Here is an 18412-nt window from a genome sequence, read left to right as displayed (position 1 = left end):
TTACCAGAGAGGTTAACAGAGCTTAATTAAATTGATGAAGTATTGCTCAAGTGAAGGGGGGTATTGTTTCTGCACTGCCAGAGATAAATGGCGCTTGATATGGAACTTGGATTTATAGTTATAAGATTTAAAACGAAAAAAGACGTCCGAAGACGTCTTTTTCTAAATTTGGCTCCCCCTGCAAGACTTGAACTTGCGACATACGGATTAACAGTCCGCCGTTCTACCAACTGAACTAAGGGGGAATCGATTTCAGTGCTGCGAATCTTAGCGATACTAACAAAACCTGTCAATACTACACGAGTGAGATCATTGAAAAAAATAATAAAAAAATAGTTAAAAAAAACATTGCTTTTTTTGTACGCGAGAGTGCTAAAAGGGTGATGGCAGTTATCCACCAAATTTGTGGATAAGTGTGTTAATGAATCTTTAACAACTGCTGGACTGAAAATTGTAGAGTAAATATACCAAGGTGAATTGGTTCTATCTTGTTGTAAATATGAAGATTTTCAAAAAGTGCTGTTTTTTCTGCAATTGTGGTTAACTTTTAAAAATTGAAATTTTAAGGCTTTTTGGCTACAAACTGGGGAAAACAGGTGGATTAAATATAGACAAAAATGAAGGGTGTCTAGATAAAGGGCTAGGGACTTTATCAAAAAAATAGATTAGATGCTATTACAAAAGTGCTGTTTTTTTATCTAATTTAGTAATATTACTTTTTGTTCTAAAAAACGTTTTGTAGGAACAATTTTAACGCTTTAGCTCTATGGTTTTTTTTCGTTTAAATTCATTAGGTTATGAAGTGGATATTTTCTATTGATTCTAGTTATAAAAAAATCCCGTGGTAAGTACTGTATTTTTATACAGATAAGGTACTATTTGATGCTTAAGCGGATGTTTTTTTATCTAGTTGCTTTCAAGGTGTATGTCACCTCAAGGTGAGAGTGCACTCAAGGTGAAAGTGATCTCAAGATGTTCGTTTAGTGAGACGTTGCCGGTTTTTAATTAAAACGGTGATGAAGAACTGGTGGTTTTTAGGGTTAGCACAGCAATTGTAATCCATCTTGGTTTTTATAAGAGTGGTTAAAATGAGTAAAGAATTCGAATTAGTTTCAGATTATCAGCCGTCAGGGGATCAGCCTGAAGCAATCAAACAGCTACTTGACGGCCTTGATTCGGGGTTAGCGCATCAAACGTTGTTAGGGGTAACTGGGTCAGGTAAAACCTTTACTCTTGCTAATGTTATTGCAGAATCAAATCGTCCTGCGATCATATTGGCGCCTAATAAGACTTTGGCGGCGCAGCTCTATGGTGAAATGAAAAGTTTCTTTCCTAATAACTCGGTGGAGTACTTTGTTTCATACTACGATTACTACCAACCAGAAGCGTATGTACCCACTACGGATACTTTTATAGAGAAAGACTCATCAGTTAACTCCCATATTGAGCAGATGCGCCTCTCTGCGACCAAAGCACTGCTGGAGCGAAACGACACTATTATCGTCTCATCGGTGTCAGCGATATACGGCTTGGGTGATCCTGACTCTTATCTGAAAATGATGCTGCATATCTGTCGGGGAGATATTGTCGATCAAAGAGATATCGTACGTCGATTAGCAGAGCTGCAATATAGTAGGAATGATGTGGCATTCGAAAGGGGCCAATTTCGGGTTCGGGGTGAAGTCATTGATATTTTTCCTGCGGAATCGGATCAAGAAGCGGTACGTATAGAGTTGTTTGATGATGAGTTGGAATGCATCAGTTTATTTGACCCGCTAACAGGGGCCATTACCCAACGAGATATTCCTCGCTACACCGTTTACCCAAAAACACACTATGTTACGCCGAGAGAGCGAATTTTAGAGTCTATTGAGCATATTAAAGAAGAGCTCAAAAGTCGTCAGGCGTATTTACTCGACAATAATAAATTACTAGAAGAGCAACGAATTTCACAGCGTACTCAATTTGATATTGAGATGATGAACGAACTGGGCTTCTGCTCTGGCATAGAGAACTACTCACGTTATTTAAGTGGGCGTAAAGAGGGTGAGCCACCACCAACCTTGTTTGATTATCTGCCTACAGATGGCTTGTTAATTATTGATGAATCCCATGTCACAGTGTCTCAAATAGGGGCCATGTTTAAGGGTGACCGATCACGAAAAGAGACGCTTGTCGAATTTGGTTTTCGATTGCCTTCGGCGCTAGATAATCGACCTCTTAAGTTTGAAGAGTTTGAATCTATATCTCCTCAAACCATTTTTGTTTCGGCCACTCCGGGTAATTATGAACTTGAGAAATCCGACAATGATATCGCCGATCAGGTTGTGCGTCCTACTGGCCTATTGGACCCTGTTCTTGAGGTGAGACCAGTGTCGACACAGGTTGATGATCTTCTGTCTGAAATTCGTATACGAGCAGCGAAAGATGAGCGGGTACTAGTGACAACTCTCACCAAGCGTATGGCAGAAGACCTCACCGAGTATCTTGATGAGCATGGCATTCGGGTTCGCTATCTTCACTCGGATATAGATACCGTGGAGCGAGTAGAAATAATTCGTGACTTAAGGCTGGGGGAGTTTGATGCGTTAGTGGGTATTAACTTACTTCGAGAGGGTCTAGATATGCCGGAAGTCTCTTTGGTGGCTATATTGGACGCAGATAAAGAGGGCTTTTTACGGTCGGAACGCTCGCTCATTCAGACTATCGGTCGTGCTGCGCGTAATATTGAAGGTAAGGCGATTTTGTATGCCGACACGATTACTAAGTCGATGAAAAAAGCGATGGGAGAAACCCGTCGACGCAGAGAAAAGCAGCAACAGTATAATCTAGAGAATGGCATAGAGCCTCAAGCACTGAAACGCAGCGTTAAAGATATAATGGAAATTGGTGACATCGCCAAATCCAGAAATCAGCGCAAGTCAAAACAAGTTCCTTTATCAAAAGTGGCCGAGCCATCAGAGGAATACTTAGTTTTATCACCTCAACAGTTAGAGAAAGAGATTCAAAAACTTGAGAGTGAGATGTACCAACATGCACAGAATTTGGAATTTGAATCTGCGGCTAAAAAGCGCGATGAGATGGAAGCGTTGCGGGCACAGTTCATTGCTAATAGCTAGGGTCGTCTGTTGACCTATCGCGATAATTTTTGCAGCTTGTAGGCCAAATAACAGGCAAAAAAATAGCCAACTGGAAAAAGACTCCGGTTGGCTCTATTTTGTGAACACTAAATCCACAAACAACGTCAGTTGGCTAGGTGACCCGAAGGTCATATTTATATTAGCAGGATGCGTGCCAATTAATCATTGCAGTAAAATCGCCACTCGTTTTGCTAGTTAATCACTCAGTCCGGCACTTTTCCATCGAGCGGTGTTAAATCAACCTATTAGACTCACTATTCACTTATGCCTTGCTATATTAGTTGCTTATTCCGGCTATTAAGTGCCTATATGTGTTTTTTATATGAAAGTACGAGCGATATTATTTTCATTATATAAGCCGGGAATAAGTGGCGAATCGTAGCAATTATGCCATGTGCAAGCGGTTGTTTGTTGCATTTTGCAATGCATGCTGCAATCATATTGTCAATATGCAAATAAAAATAGATGATGGCATTTGCAAAAATGCCTGTTTCAGTGATGGCTAGACTATGAATAATTCGACACTTGTTCCAAAAGCAAAACAATTACTGATGGTGGAAGATACCGCTTCAGTCGCGGCGTTATACCGATCATTCCTTTCTCCTCTTGGTCTGGATATCAATATTGTTGGCACTGGTGAGGAAGCTCTCAATAGTTTAAAAGACAATACTCCTGATTTGATATTGCTGGATTTGAGATTACCCGATATGACGGGGATGGATGTACTTCACGCGACTAAGCAACGTTATCCCGATGTGCCGATTATTTTTATGACCGCTCACGGCTCGATCGATACCGCCGTCGATGCAATGAGATACGGTGCGCAAGATTTCCTGATTAAGCCCTGTGAAGCAGACCGGTTGCGGGTTACCGTTAATAACGCTCTTCGAAAAGCCAATAAAATTAAGACCGGAGAGCAAGTAAAACCTAACCAGCTAGGTGATTACCAAGGTTTTATCGGCAGCAGCCACAAGATGCAAGCCGTGTACAAAACCATAGACTCCGCAGCTACCAGTAAAGCCAGTATATTTATCACTGGAGAAAGTGGTACTGGTAAAGAGGTATGTGCAGAGGCGATTCATGCCGCCAGTAAGCGTCGTGACAAAGCCTTTATTGCCATTAACTGTGCAGCAATACCGAAAGACCTAATAGAGAGTGAGCTGTTTGGCCACGTGAAAGGCGCATTTACCGGCGCTGCGACAGAGCGAGAGGGCGCGGCAGAAATGGCTGATGGTGGCACGCTGTTCCTAGATGAACTGTGTGAGATGGATCTGGATTTGCAAACCAAACTGCTGAGATTTATTCAAACCGGAACTTTTCAAAAGGTTGGCTCCTCAAAAATGAAGCGAGTCGACGTACGCTTTGTTTGCGCCACTAACCGCGACCCATGGAAAGAGGTGCAACAAGGGCGTTTTCGTGAAGATCTATACTATCGTTTATACGTTATCCCATTACATTTGCCGCCGTTAAGAGAGCGGGGAGAAGATGTGGTAGAAATAGCCTATTCTTTATTAGGGCATATGTCTTTAGAGGAAGGAAAAGATTTTGCTCGTTTTTCTGAAGAGGTTGTGGAGCGTTTTGTTGACTATGAATGGCCGGGAAATGTTCGTCAGTTACAAAATGTATTGCGCAATGCCGTGGTGTTAAATCAGGGTAAAGAGATCAATTTGCGCATGCTTCCTCCTCCAATTAATCAACCTAGCACAAAAATTGCTTTAGAAGAGAGAGGAGACAATTCTGCTCAACAAGGAGTTGTTTATCGAATGCAAGATATCGCGCCGTTATGGCAAGTAGAGAAAAGAACGATTGAGCAAGCTATAGAAGCGTGTGGAGGAAATATTCCTAAAGCAGCAAATGCCTTAGAAGTTAGCCCTTCAACACTCTATAGAAAAATTCAGTCTTGGAATGCAAACGCTGAATAACGTGATATCGATGTAAGTACTCAAAGGAGACGTTACTGTTGTGACTAAGTACTTAAATGAAACTAAGATTGATGACCTATGCAATGAAATAGGGCAAGAGACTTTCCCTGTGCTTTTGGATATTTTTTTGGGTGAGTTGAATGAGTATCAAGTTGAATTGGCGGAAGACAAAAGTGAGCTAGAAGTTCGGCTAGGGGATATAAGCCATGCACTCAAAAGCAGTGCCGCGAGTTTCGGAGCAGAGAATCTTTGCCAAATAGCAACAGGGATAGATGCCCAAGTCAAAGCAGGAAGAAAAATCAATACATCAGAAAATCGTCAGTCAATGATGTCCAGCTTAGAAAAAACCATAAGCGCTTACGATTCTCTGTTTGACTGACACTCTATTCGACTGACGCTGTTACGTTGATACTTTTATAGCTGCTCGATAATGGCGTTTTTGAGTTTCTCACGGTCATGACGCCAACTTCTATTCGTTGATGCGAGGTCTGTGGTTACGCAGTTCCATTCTGATTCAAGTTCAGGGTGGGGTTGGTCGCCTAATACAATATCAATCTTTCTGTCGCGGCAAGCTCGCTCACACCACTGTAACTTCTGTCTCAACTCCATTCGTCCTGCTGGACCATATTCTGGCGACAAGTTCTCAACAAAAATCAGCTTGGCGTTTTGGTTTTGCATAATCGCTTTGCCTACTTCGGGCATCAGCAACGGCGGCATGATACTGGTTAGGAAGCTGCCAGGGCCAAGAATAATACAGTCCGCCTTATTGATTGCAGAGATCGCTTCACTGGTGGCAGGCACGACAGGTTCAAGATCTAATCGCAATAGATCCGATTCCATTTCGTCAACGCTGGTTTCTCCAACAACCCACTTGCCATCAAGAGATAGGGCTTTTAAATCCGCAGGGTGCTCGGACATAGGGACAATTTTCACATCCACTTTGAGCATGCTGCGGATAAGCTGAATGGCCTCTAATGGGCGGACAGACAAATTATCTAAAGATGCCAGCATTAAGTTGCCAAGATTATGACCGTCGAGTTCACCTGCTCCTTTAAAGCGGTACTCAAACATCATTGATTCTATTGAAGGCTCAGTAATAAGCTGATTGATACAGTTTCTGGTATCTCCCCATGCGATACCACCCTGACAGTAGCGAATGCGTCCGGTTGAGCCACCATTATCGGTCGTCGCCACAATGCCGGTTGCGTTTGAACCAAATGTTTTCAGCGCAGCTAACATACGACCTAGCCCATGGCCTCCGCCTACAGCAACGATTTTTTTGTTTTTATAATTCTTCATATATTTATTCTTTTTTACATATGGAGTGACAATTTATATTAACTGGTTGCAAAACCACAATAGCCATAACTATTTTGAGGTATTCACGGGGTTTTGCGCCTTCGATAGTAGAATTTTACCCTATTATTGAGTATTTTAATTATCAAGCCGTCGTTATTTTTTCGACAGGCGTAACTCCGAGCTATGTTCGCTAAGTTAGATGTTCAATAAGCCTTCATAGCCAGTGACATTTTGTCACCAGGGTTCGTTTAGAAATGAATGGGCCTCCCGTATTTGGAAAGGTGTTCCGTGGCGATACAATTAGAAGATAAATTTAACCGCAAATTTTATTATTTGCGTCTTTCAGTTACAGATGTCTGTAATTTTAAGTGCACATATTGTTTACCAGACGGGTATAAACCGTCGGGTAAAAAGAACTCCTCATTTCTTACTCTACCCGAGATAAAACGTGTTGTTAGCGCGTTTTCTAACTGTGGTACGTCCAAAGTTAGAATTACAGGTGGAGAACCAAGCCTCCGTAAAGACTTCAACGATATTGTCCATACTATTGCCTCTACTGACGGCATTAAAAAAGTGGCCATGACAACCAATGGTTACCGTATGGCTAGCCAAGTTGCAGACTGGAAAGAGGCTGGCCTTACTCATATCAACGTAAGTCTTGATAGTTTGGACCCAAGAATGTTCTATGAGATTACTGGTGAGAACAAATTCTCCAGTGTTATGTCAGGAATAGATAGAGCGTTTGAAGTCGGCTATCAACAAGTTAAAGTGAATGTTGTTTTAATGAAAAACTTAAACAGCACTGAGCTTCCCTCATTCTTAAATTGGATTAAAGATCGCCCGATCCAGCTGCGTTTTATTGAACTAATGCAGACAGGAGAGATGGATGAACTGTTTAATAAATATCATCAATCTGGTGTCAGTATCCGTAACAAACTTATCGCAGAAGGTTGGATTCAAAAAGTAAAAGAGTCCAATGATGGGCCCGCGCAAGTCTTTATTCACCCTGATTATCAAGGTGAGATCGGATTGATCATGCCGTATGAAAAAAGCTTTTGTGAAAGTTGTAACCGTTTAAGAGTGTCTGCAATGGGTAAGCTGCACCTATGCTTGTTTGGCGAGCAAGGCGTTGAGTTACGAGACCTATTGCAAGATGACAACCAGTCGTCACAACTAATCAATCGAATCCAATCAGAGTTGCAAACTAAGTCTGTTAGCCATTTTCTTCAAGATGGTAATACCGGAATGACACCGCATCTCGCGTCAATTGGCGGATAAAAAACAAATTAAGGTGAATTAATGGGACACGCAGTAAGTGAATTTAAGCCTGCAAATATTGCAGTATTGACGGTATCGGATACTCGTACTGAAGAAAATGACACATCAGGCCAATATTTTGTTGAACAGCTACAAGAAGCAGGGCACAACCTAGCGGATAAAAAAATTGTTATCGATGACCAATATAAAATTCGTGCAGTGGTATCTCAATGGATAGCTGACGAAAATGTTCAGGTAATTATGATCACTGGTGGTACAGGGTTTACATCCCGCGACAGCACTCCAGAAGCCATTGCTCCTCTGTTTGATAAGCAAGTGGAAGGCTTTGGTGAGTTGTTCCGTCAAGTTTCCTATGAAGAAATTGGCACCTCAACGATTCAATCGCGTGCTATTGCCGGTTTTGCCAATCACACGGTTATATTTGCAACACCAGGCTCTACAGGTGCTTGTAAAACCGCATGGACGAAGATAATCAAGCAGCAGCTTGATGCCAGTCATCGTCCTTGTAACTTTATGCCTCATTTAAAGGTGTAAATGACTATGGAACAGTTTACTCATATTAATGCTTCAGGCGAAGCCAACATGGTCGATGTATCGGCAAAAGATGAAACCGTTAGAGAGGCAAGAGCGGAAGCTTATGTTCAAATGTCTGCTGAGACATTGAATTTAATTGTTTCAGGCAGTCATCATAAGGGTGATGTGTTTGCGACCGCTCGTATTGCGGGTATTCAAGCTGCGAAAAGAACATGGGATCTTATCCCTCTTTGCCACCCACTTTTACTCACTAAAGTGGAAGTACAGTTAGAGGCGATAGAGAGCGAGAATAAAGTTCGAATCGAATCCGTATGTAAGTTGGCGGGAAAAACCGGTGTGGAAATGGAAGCACTGACCGCAGCATCTGTGGCAGCGTTGACGATTTACGATATGTGCAAAGCCGTGCAGAAAGATATGGTTATTGAACAGGTTCGTCTGTTAGAAAAAACGGGTGGAAAATCAGGTCATTTTAAGGTGGCGTCATGATTAAAGTACTTTTTTTTGCGCAAACAAGAGAACTTGTTGGTGTTGATAGCGTTGAGGTGGAAGCCGTTTTCCCTACCGCAGAAGCGTTGCGTCAGCACTTGGTGAGTCAAGGTGGTAAATGGGAGCTTGCCCTTGAATCCGGTAAGCTACTGACGGCGATTAACCAAACTATCTCACCACTAGAGTCTGAAATCAGTGACGGTGATGAAGTGGCGTTTTTCCCTCCGGTTACAGGAGGCTAATGATGAGCTACCGTATTTCCGTGATGAAAGAGGACTTCTCTGTCGGTTCTGAATATGAACTGTTGGCTGAAGGTACCTCTGCCGGAGCTGTCGCCATGTTTTCAGGTAAAGTAAGAGACATGAATCTTGGTGACAATGTGACGGGTTTATTGTTAGAGCACTATCCCGGTATGACAGAAAAAGCACTTAGCGATATTTGCCAGCAAGCGTTAGACCGTTGGCCGTTACAGAAAGTGCGGGTAATTCATCGTATTGGCGATCTTAATATTGGTGACCAAATCGTATTTGTTGGAGTCACGAGTGCTCACCGAGGTGCTTCCTTTGAAGCTTGCGAATTCATTATGGATTTCTTAAAAACCAAAGCGCCATTTTGGAAGAAAGAGAAAACCGCCGATGACGAGCAACGTTGGATCGAATCCAGAGAGTCCGATCACAAGGCGGCTTCCCGCTGGCAAGATAAGTAACGTCATTATCTTTAAACGATGGTTAAAAAACGAGAAAGGGCTAGGTGGAAACCTAGCCCTTTTTACATTTCATTTTCGATTGTAAAATAATATGTACAAATTGTAGGGAAATATTTTTCTTTTTTTGTCAGTAGGTAGCGAATGTATCTGAAGTTTGCTTAATCTGCAGAATTTTAATACTGATTATATTTAACCTGTTATCGAATTATATGCATAACATAACTCAGTGAATTTTAAAGAAAAGGTCATTTGCTACAAAAAATAACGTGACTTGGATCACTTATATATGCATAACTAATGCAAAAAGCTATTTGTAATCGTGATGTGAATAATGGACGGCGAATAAGCTCAAAAGATTGACCTAGTCGATATAATAACGGTTCTGTTGGCTCCTTTTATGGAAAAATTGGTCAGGGATTGCTAAGTTGTGCGGCAATCTTTATTAGCTTTAGGTTTTATTGGTCATAGATTGACCATGTAAATAATCTAAATTGGCTGACCGTTCTAGCTGCTAATAAAGCGTCATGGATGCAAACTAAAAATGATTTGGAGTTAAATGCATGTACAAAAATAAAATTACACAAGCTCTACTATTGGGTGCTAGCTTAACAGTAGCAGCCACCTCTTTTACTACTCTAGCTGCGGATGTTCCAGCAGGTACTAAACTGGCAAAAAAACAAGAGCTAGTGCGTGGTAATGGCACAGAAATTCAATCTGTTGATCCACAAAAAACTCAAGGTGTTCCAGAATCTCACGTTATTCGTGATCTCTTCGAAGGACTAGTAAACCAAGATGGTGATGGCAATAGCATCCCTGGTGTAGCAGAATCTTGGGAAACAACAGATAACCAAACCTTTATTTTCCATCTTCGCAAAGACGCGAAATGGTCTAATGGCGATCCTGTAACAGCAGAAGACTTTGTTTATAGCTTCCAACGTGCAGTTGATCCAAATACAGCTTCTCCATACGCATGGTACCTAGAAATGACTACCATGAAGAACGCTGACGACATCATTGCTGGAAAGGCGGATAAATCTACTCTTGGTGTAGAAGCGGTTGACCCTTACACTCTTAAAGTAGAACTAGAATCTGCAATCCCATACTTTGTTAAAATGATGGGTCACACGACAGTTAAGCCAGTTCATAAAGCCACAGTAGAAAAATTTGGCGATCAGTGGACCAAGCCTGAGAACTTTGTAGGTAATGGCGCATTTGTACTGAAAAACTGGGTAGTGAATGAGCGTATTGAGATGGTTCCAAATGAGATGTACTGGGACAATGAAAATACAGTACTGACAAAAGTTACCTTCTTACCGATTGAAAACCAAGTAGCGGAAATGAACCGTTTCTTAGCTGGTGAAATCGATGTCAGCTACGATGTACCAAACGAGCACTTTAAGCGCTTGCAGAAAAACAACCCAGAAGAGTTAGTAACGGTAGGTAACCTATGTACTTACTACTACATCTTCAATGGTAACAAAGCACCGTTTGATGATCTTCGCGTCCGTAAGGCACTTTCTTATGCGATCGATCGTGATATCGTATCTGGCGCGCTATTAGGCCAAGGTCAAAAACCGGCTTACTTCCTAACTCCAGAAATCACAGCTAACTTCAACCCAGTGACACCCGCTTACGGCAAGTTAACGCAAAAAGAGCGTCTAGCTGAAGCGAAAGCACTGCTTGAAGATGCGGGTTATACTAAATCGAACCCACTTAAGTTTACTCTGCTTTACAACACATCTGAAAACCACAAGAAAATCGCTGCAGCGGTACAATCTATGTGGAAAAAAGGTCTTGGTGTAGATATTACGCTAGAGAACCAAGAGTGGAAAACTTACCTAGACTCGAAAGATCAAGGTAACTTTGAAGTGGCTCGTGCAGGTTGGTGTGGCGATTACAACGAAGCGTCTACATTCCTAACACTAATGCAAAGTACTAACACTACGGGTGGTATTCACTACCTAAGCAAAGAGTACGATGCATTGATTGATAAAGCATTGTCATCAACATCTGAAGCTGAGCGTGAAGAGACGTACCTAAAAGCTGAAGCGTTGCTAACTAAAGACATGCCGATTGCTCCAATTTATCAATATGTTAAATCTCGACTATTGAGTCCTAAAGTAGGTGGCTTCCCATACAACAATGCGGAAGAAAAAATCTACTCTAAAGATTTATATATCAAAGAGTAATATTCTTAATAAAAATAATAATTAAAGGCACTGCATGAGGGAACTCATGCAGCGCCTACTTGTTTACTAAACACTGTCACAGACCGAATAGAGTGAGTTTATGTTTAAATTCATCGCGAAAAGAGTATTAGAAGCAATCCCAACGATGTTGGTATTGATCACAATATCTTTTTTTCTTATGCGCTTTGCTCCAGGCAACCCGTTCTCAACTGAACGTCCGTTACCGCCTGAAGTTATGGCTAACATCAATGCTAAATATGGTTTAGATAAACCTGTTCATGAACAGTACTTAACCTATTTGACTAATATTGTTCAGGGCGATTTTGGCCCATCATTCAAATATAAAGATTTCACCGTAAATGAACTGGTTTCCAGTGCATTGCCTGTTTCGGCGAAAATCGGTTTTACCGCCTTTATCTTTACCGTCATTATGGGGGTAAGCGTCGGAACGTTAGCCGCACTGCGGCAAAACACATGGATTGACTATACCATTATGTCTACGGCCATGATTGGGGTGGTGATGCCTTCCTTTGTTCTTGCGCCGGCACTTATTTATCTGTTCTCGATTAACCTCGGTTGGTTTCCTGCCGGTGGTTGGCTAGATGGCTCCTTTAAATATATGTTCCTGCCCGTGATAGGTATGTCCTTACTTTATGTTGCGACATTTGCTCGTATCACTCGCGGAAGCATGATCGAAACACTAAACAGTAACTTTATCCGTACGGCGAGAGCTAAAGGATTGAGCTACCCATATATTGTTGTTAAGCACGCTTTGAAGCCTGCTATGTTGCCTGTTGTTTCTTATATGGGACCGGCATTTGTCGGTATTATCACAGGTTCTGTTGTTATCGAAACGATTTTTGGCTTGCCGGGTATCGGTAAGTTGTTTGTTAACGCTGCATTTAACCGTGACTATTCGCTAGTAATGGGAGTGACCATCTTAATTGGTTTCCTATTTATTCTATTCAACACAATCGTTGATATTTTACTGGCGACAATTGACCCGAAAATTCGTTATTAATTGGGAACGGATATTATGTTAACGAAAAAAGACAATCTTGATGCGGTAGAAAAGTTCGCTGAGAACTTGGAAATTGAAGGCCGCAGCCTATGGCAAGATGCTCGTATCCGATTTATGCGCAATAAAGCAGCGATGGTGAGCCTTGCAATTTTAACAATGATGGTACTGGCGGTAATTTTCTTGCCAATGTTGGCTGAATTTACCTATGACGACACGGATTGGTACGCATTACACCAACCACCATCAGCGGAACACTTATTTGGCACCGATAGCCTGGGCCGTGATATTTACGTACGTACTCTTGTTGGTGGACGAATTTCATTGATGGTAGGGGTGCTTGGTGCGTTAGTTGCCGTGCTTATTGGTACTCTGTATGGTGCGACATCTGGTTTTATCGGCGGTCGTACTGACCGTGTGATGATGCGTATTCTGGAAATCTTATACGCTGTACCGTTTATGTTCTTGGTTATTGTACTCGTCACCTTCTTTGGTCGAAACATTGTGCTCATCTTTGTTGCAATTGGTGCGATTGCTTGGCTTGATATGGCACGTATTGTACGTGGTCAGACATTAAGTCTACGTAGCAAAGAATTTATAGAAGCTGCGCATGTAAGTGGTGTCAGTAAATGGAAAATCATTACCCGCCATATCGTACCAAACGTACTGGGTATTGTTGCCGTATACTCAACGCTATTAATTCCAAGCATGATTCTGACTGAGTCCTTCCTATCTTTCCTTGGTCTTGGGGTACAAGAACCAATGACAAGTTGGGGTGCGTTACTGCAAGAAGGCTCTCAAACTATGGAACTGGCAATTTGGCAGCTAATTTTCCCAGCTTGTTTTATGGTTGTGACCTTATTCTGCTTTAACTACGTTGGTGACGGTCTACGTGACGCGTTAGATCCAAAAGACAGATAAGCCTAGGGCTTAGAAAATATACTGGAAAGAAAAATGAGTTTATTAGATGTCAAAGACCTGCGCGTAGAGTTCACCACTCAAGATGGTATTGTTACCGCAGTAAACGATTTAAACTTCTCGCTAAATCAAGGTGAAACCTTGGGCATAGTTGGGGAGTCAGGTTCAGGTAAATCACAAACCGTGTTTGCCATTATGGGCCTACTTGCTAAAAACGGCATTATTAAAGGTAGTGCTAAGTTTGAAGGCAATGAAATACTCAATCTGCCGGAGAAAGAGCTAAACAAAGTTCGTGCAGAGCAAATTGCAATGATATTCCAAGACCCAATGACGTCACTCAATCCTTATATGAAGGTGAGTGATCAGTTGATGGAAGTGTTGATGTTGCACAAAGGAATGGGTAAAGCGGAGGCATTTGAAGAGTCTGTTCGCATGCTTGAAGCGGTAAAAATTCCTGAAGCTCGTAAGCGTATTACTATGTACCCTCACGAGTTCTCCGGTGGCATGCGCCAGCGTGTGATGATTGCCATGGCGCTGCTATGTCGACCAAAACTGTTGATTGCAGATGAACCAACGACCGCGCTTGATGTAACAGTTCAAGCGCAAATAATGGATCTATTGAACGAACTTAAAAAAGAGTTCAATACCGCCATTATTATGATTACTCACGACCTTGGTGTTGTTGCAGGTTCGTGTGAAAAAGTACTGGTTATGTACGCTGGCCGTACCATGGAGTACGGTACGGTAGATGAAATATTCTATAACCCTAGCCACCCATACTCTGAAGGTTTGCTGAAAGCTATCCCTCGATTGGATACTGAAGGCGATGTTTTACCGACGATACCGGGTAATCCACCTAACTTATTGCGTTTGCCAACAGGCTGTCCTTATCAAGAGCGTTGCCATCGCGTAACGGACCGTTGCATGAAAGAATCACCTATCTTGTTACCGTTCGGTGATGATCGTCAACGTGCCTGTTTTTCTGACTGGGAGGCTTGGGAGAAATAATGAGTGCTGATAAAAATTTATTATTAGATGTTAAAGGACTAAAAGTTCACTTTAGCATTGCTGCAAAATCTGCATGGCCTTGGACTAAACCTTCAAACTTAAAAGCGGTTGATGGTGTTAATGTCAAACTGTATGAAGGCGAAACACTTGGTGTTGTTGGTGAGTCAGGTTGTGGTAAGTCTACTTTTGCTCGCGCTATTATTGGTTTAGTAGAAGCAACAGAGGGCGAAGTCATGTGGTTAGGTCAAGACTTAACTCGCATGCAAGAGGTTCAGCGTCGTGAAACTCGTAAAGAGATTCAGATGATTTTCCAAGATCCTCTCGCTTCACTTAATCCACGTATGAACATTGGCGATATTATCGCTGAACCGTTAGAGACGTTTTACCCAAACTTAACTAAGCAAGAGGTAAAAGACCGAGTAAAAGAGATGATGGCTAAGGTGGGCTTGTTACCTAACCTTATCAACCGTTACCCTCACGAATTCTCTGGTGGTCAGTGTCAGCGTATTGGTATTGCTCGCGCACTTATTCTAAACCCGAAAATGATCATCTGTGATGAGCCTGTTTCGGCTCTTGATGTATCTATTCAGGCTCAGGTAGTTAACCTACTTAAAGAGCTTCAAGATGAGCTAGGGTTAAGTTTGGTCTTTATTGCTCATGACCTGTCTGTGGTAAAACACATTTCAGATCGTGTACTGGTTATGTACTTAGGTAATGCGGTTGAACTTGGTGAAGCAAAAGCACTATTTGCCGATCCTAAGCACCCATACACAAGAGCATTAATGTCAGCGGTTCCTATTCCTGATCCGGAAATAGAACGCAATAAAACCATTCAGATGCTGGAAGGGGATTTACCTTCTCCTATTAACCCACCGTCTGGTTGTGTGTTCAGAACTCGTTGTCCAATAGCAACAGAAGAGTGTGCGAAAACTAAGCCGTCTCTGAATGGCTCTGAGGTGCATGCGGTATCTTGTTTACATGTAAGCTAACATTAGATTAATTCAGCCTGTGACGGGCTTAAGCGCGGTCTCTTAATTGAACCGCGCTTTTTTTATCGCTAATGAACAGAGGTTGGTTATTGGCGTCGGTTATTGACGTTAGCGATTTGCTTCTAAACAGAGACGGCATTTATTAAGCACAAAAAAATCAGGCTCCAATAGGAGCCTGATTTATGAGTAACGTACTAGTCGTTGTGGGTTAGACTTCGGCTGTTTCCATACGCTTACTATCAGAATCACTTTCGTTCGCTTTTTCTAGCATCTTACGAATCACGTAAGAAGAGCCTAGAGCAATGGCGACCATCACAACTGCCCAAATAGTTAGCGTGGTAAAGTAACCACCATAAACAGTCTGTACGATCTCTTGGGTAATCTCTTGGCCTTTCTCTAATGCGATAGAGGTGGAGAATACCGCACCAACGATACCACTTAAGGCAATGGCAACAGAGAACAAGCTAACAGAGAAGTTTTCGATGTGCTTTGGAGTAACAGACAGAATAAATGCCACTACCAAGCTTCCTACAATCACTTCTGCGAATGCTTGGAAGAAGTGAATAACAAAGAACACTTCAGGGCGAATGATCACATTCTCACCAATAGCGAGTACTGCTGCTGCGAGAATACCAAATGCAATCGCGGTTAATACAAAAGCGAAACCAACTTTTGTTGCTGTCGAGAAGTTGATTCCTTTTTTCTCTAAAGTAGAGAACGTAATGGAAATCACTGGGCCAGCGACCATACACCATAATGGGTTCATCGCCATTGCAGCTTCTGGTGCAATCGGAATGATACCAAATAGGTCACCACGCATGGTATTGATGGTTACCATAGTCATGGATGTCATCATTTGACCGTAGTAGACGAAGAAAGCGGTTGTTAACGCCATGATAATCAAAATAGTGCCCATTTTTAGCGCATCTGATTTCTTTGATTTCACCATTAGAGAGATGAAGTACAAAATTGCTGCTGCACCAATGGCATAAACAATATTTTTACCAATGTCCATATTTGAGAACATGAAGAAAACAAGACCAATCATCGCAGCGGATGTTGCGGCAAATGCAATCCAGTTTTTGCTGCTTACTGGGTTTTGGTCGATATTTGCACCAACGTTTACCAGTTGCTTTCTTGAAATGGCTAAGGTTAAGAACGCTAGACCCGCCATAGTGGCTGAAATCATAAAGCTGCCATTAAAGCCGATCACTAGCACAAACATTGGGAACATATATTGTCCAATAAGTGCACCTAGGTTGTTCACAGAGTAGTTTACTGGGTAACCATTTTCAAAGTCTTCTTCTGTAGCAAAAGTGCGCTTATAAAGGCTTGGGTAAGAAGGAGACATTAAACCACGTGAATAACTAGCAAGTGCAATACCGACTAAGCTCATTGGAACATTTTGTGCTGATGCGCCTAAAACAAGTAAGGTATAACCGGCAGCAAAACCAAAGTAACTAATGGTAAGTGAGCGGTAAGCACCAAGGAATTTGTCAGCGATAAATCCACCTGCGATAGCGAACAGCGGACCAATTGAAGAGAAAGCGCCGACAACCATCATAGTATCTGCTTCGTTATAACCTAGATCTTCTAGGAAAAAACGAGTCAGGATGATCATTACACCATAGAAAGATAAGCCAAACATCATTTGGCAGAACATCATCGACTTATTTAGTCTATTCCACATAATAAAAGTCTCATTGTATTAAGATTGAAAGAGCAAAAGGGTTGTGATTGTATCATTTTCCAGTTGTATATAATGTTACGTATTGATGAGAATAACTTTTCTTGGTATTAGTTTTTTTCATGTATTAGTTGGTGTTAAATTGATCTGAAATAATATCTGATGCTTTTTCAGTCAGCTATTGGGGCTGGCGGTCAGGGTTATTTATTGAGTGTATTATTAGTAGATTATTAATAATTTATTCTAATGAAAGGAATGTAGGGCTAATTCGTTACGCTGCACACTATCTGGCAAGTTTAAGGGGCTGAAAGTGTCTATTCGTCGAGGGTGATTATCAGTAGATAGCAGCAATAAAAAAAGCCAGCTCTAAGAGCTGGCTTTTCAATATGGTGGAGGGGGACGGATTCGAACCATCGAAGGCGGAGCCGGCAGATTTACAGTCTGCTCCCTTTGGCCACTCGGGAACCCCTCCAGGGTATTTAAGTAAATAGGTATTTACCAAGGTTAGTCCCAAATCTAACCGTTTATATCAACGTGTGCGTTACTATTAAAGCAAGGCACAAATCAAATTGTATGGTGGAGGGGGACGGATTCGAACCATCGAAGGCGGAGCCGGCAGATTTACAGTCTGCTCCCTTTGGCCACTCGGGAACCCCTCCAGGGTATTTAAGTAAATAAGTATTTACTATGGTTAGTCCCAATTCTAACCGCTTTATATCAACGTGTGCGTTACTATCAAAATAAGGCACAAATCAAATTGTATGGTGGAGGGGGACGGATTCGAACCATCGAAGGCGGAGCCGGCAGATTTACAGTCTGCTCCCTTTGGCCACTCGGGAACCCCTCCAGGGTATTTAAGTAAATAAATATTTACTATGGTTAGTCCCAATTCTAACCGCTTTATATCAACTTGTGCGTTACTATTAAAATAAGGCACAAATCAAATTGTATGGTGGAGGGGGACGGATTCGAACCATCGAAGGCGGAGCCGGCAGATTTACAGTCTGCTCCCTTTGGCCACTCGGGAACCCCTCCAGGGTTTTAAGGTTAACTCATTCGTTATACTAACCTTCGGCTAGTCCCAATTCCAGCCGCTCTCAAGTGAGGAGCGCATAATAGCAAAATCGAATGTGCTGTAAAGAATTTTATTGCGATTTTGACTCGGTTGCTGCCTTTTTGGGCAATGATGCCAGAAAGTAACCGTTTCGCTCCTTTATCGCTTTAGATCAGATATGTTT

15 protein-coding genes, 5 tRNA genes and 1 riboswitch are annotated in these 18412 nt (G+C 42.0%); of the genes, 13 read left to right on the top strand and 7 right to left on the bottom strand.

Annotation, left to right across the window (positions count from 1 at the left end):
* Window positions 1-169: 169 nt before the first annotated feature.
* Window positions 170-245 (bottom strand) — tRNA-Asn (locus tag CHJ_RS09910).
* Window positions 246-1088: 843 nt separating this feature from the next.
* On the opposite strand from CHJ_RS09910, the gene uvrB reads away from it, so the two are divergent.
* From uvrB to CHJ_RS09895, 3 genes are all read left to right on the top strand, one after another.
* Window positions 1089-3119, top strand: a complete 2031-nt coding sequence (uvrB, locus tag CHJ_RS09905) for an excinuclease ABC subunit UvrB (RefSeq protein WP_317917582.1) — start codon at window positions 1089-1091, stop codon at window positions 3117-3119.
* 530 nt (window positions 3120-3649) lie between these two features.
* Window positions 3650-5062, top strand: coding sequence for a quorum-sensing sigma-54 dependent transcriptional regulator LuxO (luxO, locus tag CHJ_RS09900; RefSeq protein ID WP_317917581.1), 1413 nt, complete (start codon window positions 3650-3652; stop codon window positions 5060-5062).
* A 40-nt stretch (window positions 5063-5102) separates the two neighbouring features.
* Complete coding sequence (locus CHJ_RS09895; protein WP_171755023.1) at window positions 5103-5441, top strand: Hpt domain-containing protein; 339 nt, start codon at window positions 5103-5105, stop codon at window positions 5439-5441.
* 35 nt (window positions 5442-5476) lie between these two features.
* Here the strand turns inward: CHJ_RS09895 and yvcK are convergent, their stop codons facing one another.
* Window positions 5477-6361 (bottom strand): uridine diphosphate-N-acetylglucosamine-binding protein YvcK, encoded by an 885-nt coding sequence (yvcK, locus tag CHJ_RS09890; RefSeq protein WP_171755024.1) that lies wholly within the window; start codon window positions 6359-6361, stop codon window positions 5477-5479.
* A 160-nt stretch (window positions 6362-6521) separates the two neighbouring features.
* Window positions 6522-6661: riboswitch (molybdenum cofactor riboswitch) on the top strand.
* On the opposite strand from yvcK, the gene moaA reads away from it, so the two are divergent.
* The 10 genes from moaA to oppF all read left to right on the top strand — a co-directional run bounded on the left by moaA (window position 6650) and on the right by oppF (window position 15487).
* Window positions 6650-7639: a GTP 3',8-cyclase MoaA gene (gene moaA / locus CHJ_RS09885; protein ID WP_171755025.1), complete on the top strand. Its 990-nt coding sequence runs from the start codon at window positions 6650-6652 to the stop codon at window positions 7637-7639. It overlaps the preceding riboswitch by 12 nt.
* A 21-nt stretch (window positions 7640-7660) precedes the next feature.
* Entirely contained in the window at window positions 7661-8173 is a 513-nt protein-coding gene (gene moaB, locus CHJ_RS09880) for a molybdenum cofactor biosynthesis protein B (protein WP_317917580.1), read from the top strand.
* 6 nt (window positions 8174-8179) lie between these two features.
* The gene (gene moaC / locus CHJ_RS09875) at window positions 8180-8659 is read left to right on the top strand and encodes a cyclic pyranopterin monophosphate synthase MoaC (RefSeq protein WP_171755027.1); all 480 of its coding nucleotides are present in this window, start codon (window positions 8180-8182) and stop codon (window positions 8657-8659) included.
* Window positions 8656-8901: a molybdopterin synthase sulfur carrier subunit gene (gene moaD / locus CHJ_RS09870; protein ID WP_171755028.1), complete on the top strand. Its 246-nt coding sequence runs from the start codon at window positions 8656-8658 to the stop codon at window positions 8899-8901. The genes moaC and moaD overlap by 4 nt, the downstream gene beginning before the upstream one ends.
* Window positions 8902-8903: 2 nt before the next feature.
* Window positions 8904-9365, top strand: coding sequence for a molybdopterin synthase catalytic subunit MoaE (gene moaE, locus CHJ_RS09865; protein WP_171755029.1), 462 nt, complete (start codon window positions 8904-8906; stop codon window positions 9363-9365).
* A 560-nt stretch (window positions 9366-9925) separates the two neighbouring features.
* The gene (locus tag CHJ_RS09860; protein ID WP_317917579.1) at window positions 9926-11554 is read left to right on the top strand and encodes an ABC transporter substrate-binding protein; all 1629 of its coding nucleotides are present in this window, start codon (window positions 9926-9928) and stop codon (window positions 11552-11554) included.
* Between the two features lie 100 nt (window positions 11555-11654).
* On the top strand, window positions 11655-12575 hold the full coding sequence (gene oppB, locus CHJ_RS09855; protein ID WP_171755031.1) for an oligopeptide ABC transporter permease OppB: 921 nt from the start codon (window positions 11655-11657) through the stop codon (window positions 12573-12575).
* 15 nt (window positions 12576-12590) lie between these two features.
* Window positions 12591-13493, top strand: coding sequence for an oligopeptide ABC transporter permease OppC (gene oppC / locus CHJ_RS09850; RefSeq protein WP_171755032.1), 903 nt, complete (start codon window positions 12591-12593; stop codon window positions 13491-13493).
* 33 nt (window positions 13494-13526) lie between these two features.
* Window positions 13527-14498, top strand: coding sequence for an ABC transporter ATP-binding protein (locus tag CHJ_RS09845; protein WP_171755033.1), 972 nt, complete (start codon window positions 13527-13529; stop codon window positions 14496-14498).
* Window positions 14498-15487 carry a murein tripeptide/oligopeptide ABC transporter ATP binding protein OppF gene (oppF, locus tag CHJ_RS09840; protein WP_171755034.1) on the top strand — a complete coding sequence of 330 codons (990 nt, stop codon included), beginning with the start codon at window positions 14498-14500 and terminating at the stop codon, window positions 15485-15487. Before CHJ_RS09845 ends, oppF begins: the two co-directional genes overlap by 1 nt.
* 208 nt (window positions 15488-15695) lie before the next feature.
* Here the strand turns inward: oppF and CHJ_RS09835 are convergent, their stop codons facing one another.
* The 5 genes from CHJ_RS09835 to CHJ_RS09815 form a co-directional block, all read right to left on the bottom strand.
* On the bottom strand, window positions 15696-17177 hold the full coding sequence (locus tag CHJ_RS09835) for a peptide MFS transporter (RefSeq protein ID WP_317917578.1): 1482 nt from the start codon (window positions 17175-17177) through the stop codon (window positions 15696-15698).
* Window positions 17178-17561: 384 nt separating this feature from the next.
* Window positions 17562-17646 (bottom strand) — tRNA-Tyr (locus tag CHJ_RS09830).
* A 102-nt stretch (window positions 17647-17748) separates the two neighbouring features.
* Window positions 17749-17833: transfer RNA gene (locus CHJ_RS09825), tRNA-Tyr, on the bottom strand.
* Between the two features lie 103 nt (window positions 17834-17936).
* A tRNA-Tyr gene (locus CHJ_RS09820) sits at window positions 17937-18021 on the bottom strand.
* Window positions 18022-18124: 103 nt separating this feature from the next.
* Window positions 18125-18209: transfer RNA gene (locus CHJ_RS09815), tRNA-Tyr, on the bottom strand.
* Window positions 18210-18412: the final 203 nt, after the last annotated feature.

Origin of the sequence: Vibrio sp. MACH09 (genome assembly GCF_033238805.1) — a bacterium.
Taxonomy (GTDB): domain Bacteria; phylum Pseudomonadota; class Gammaproteobacteria; order Enterobacterales; family Vibrionaceae; genus Vibrio.
The sequence above is the reverse complement of the archived record's forward strand: the minus strand, read 5'-3'. Positions and strand labels throughout refer to the sequence as shown.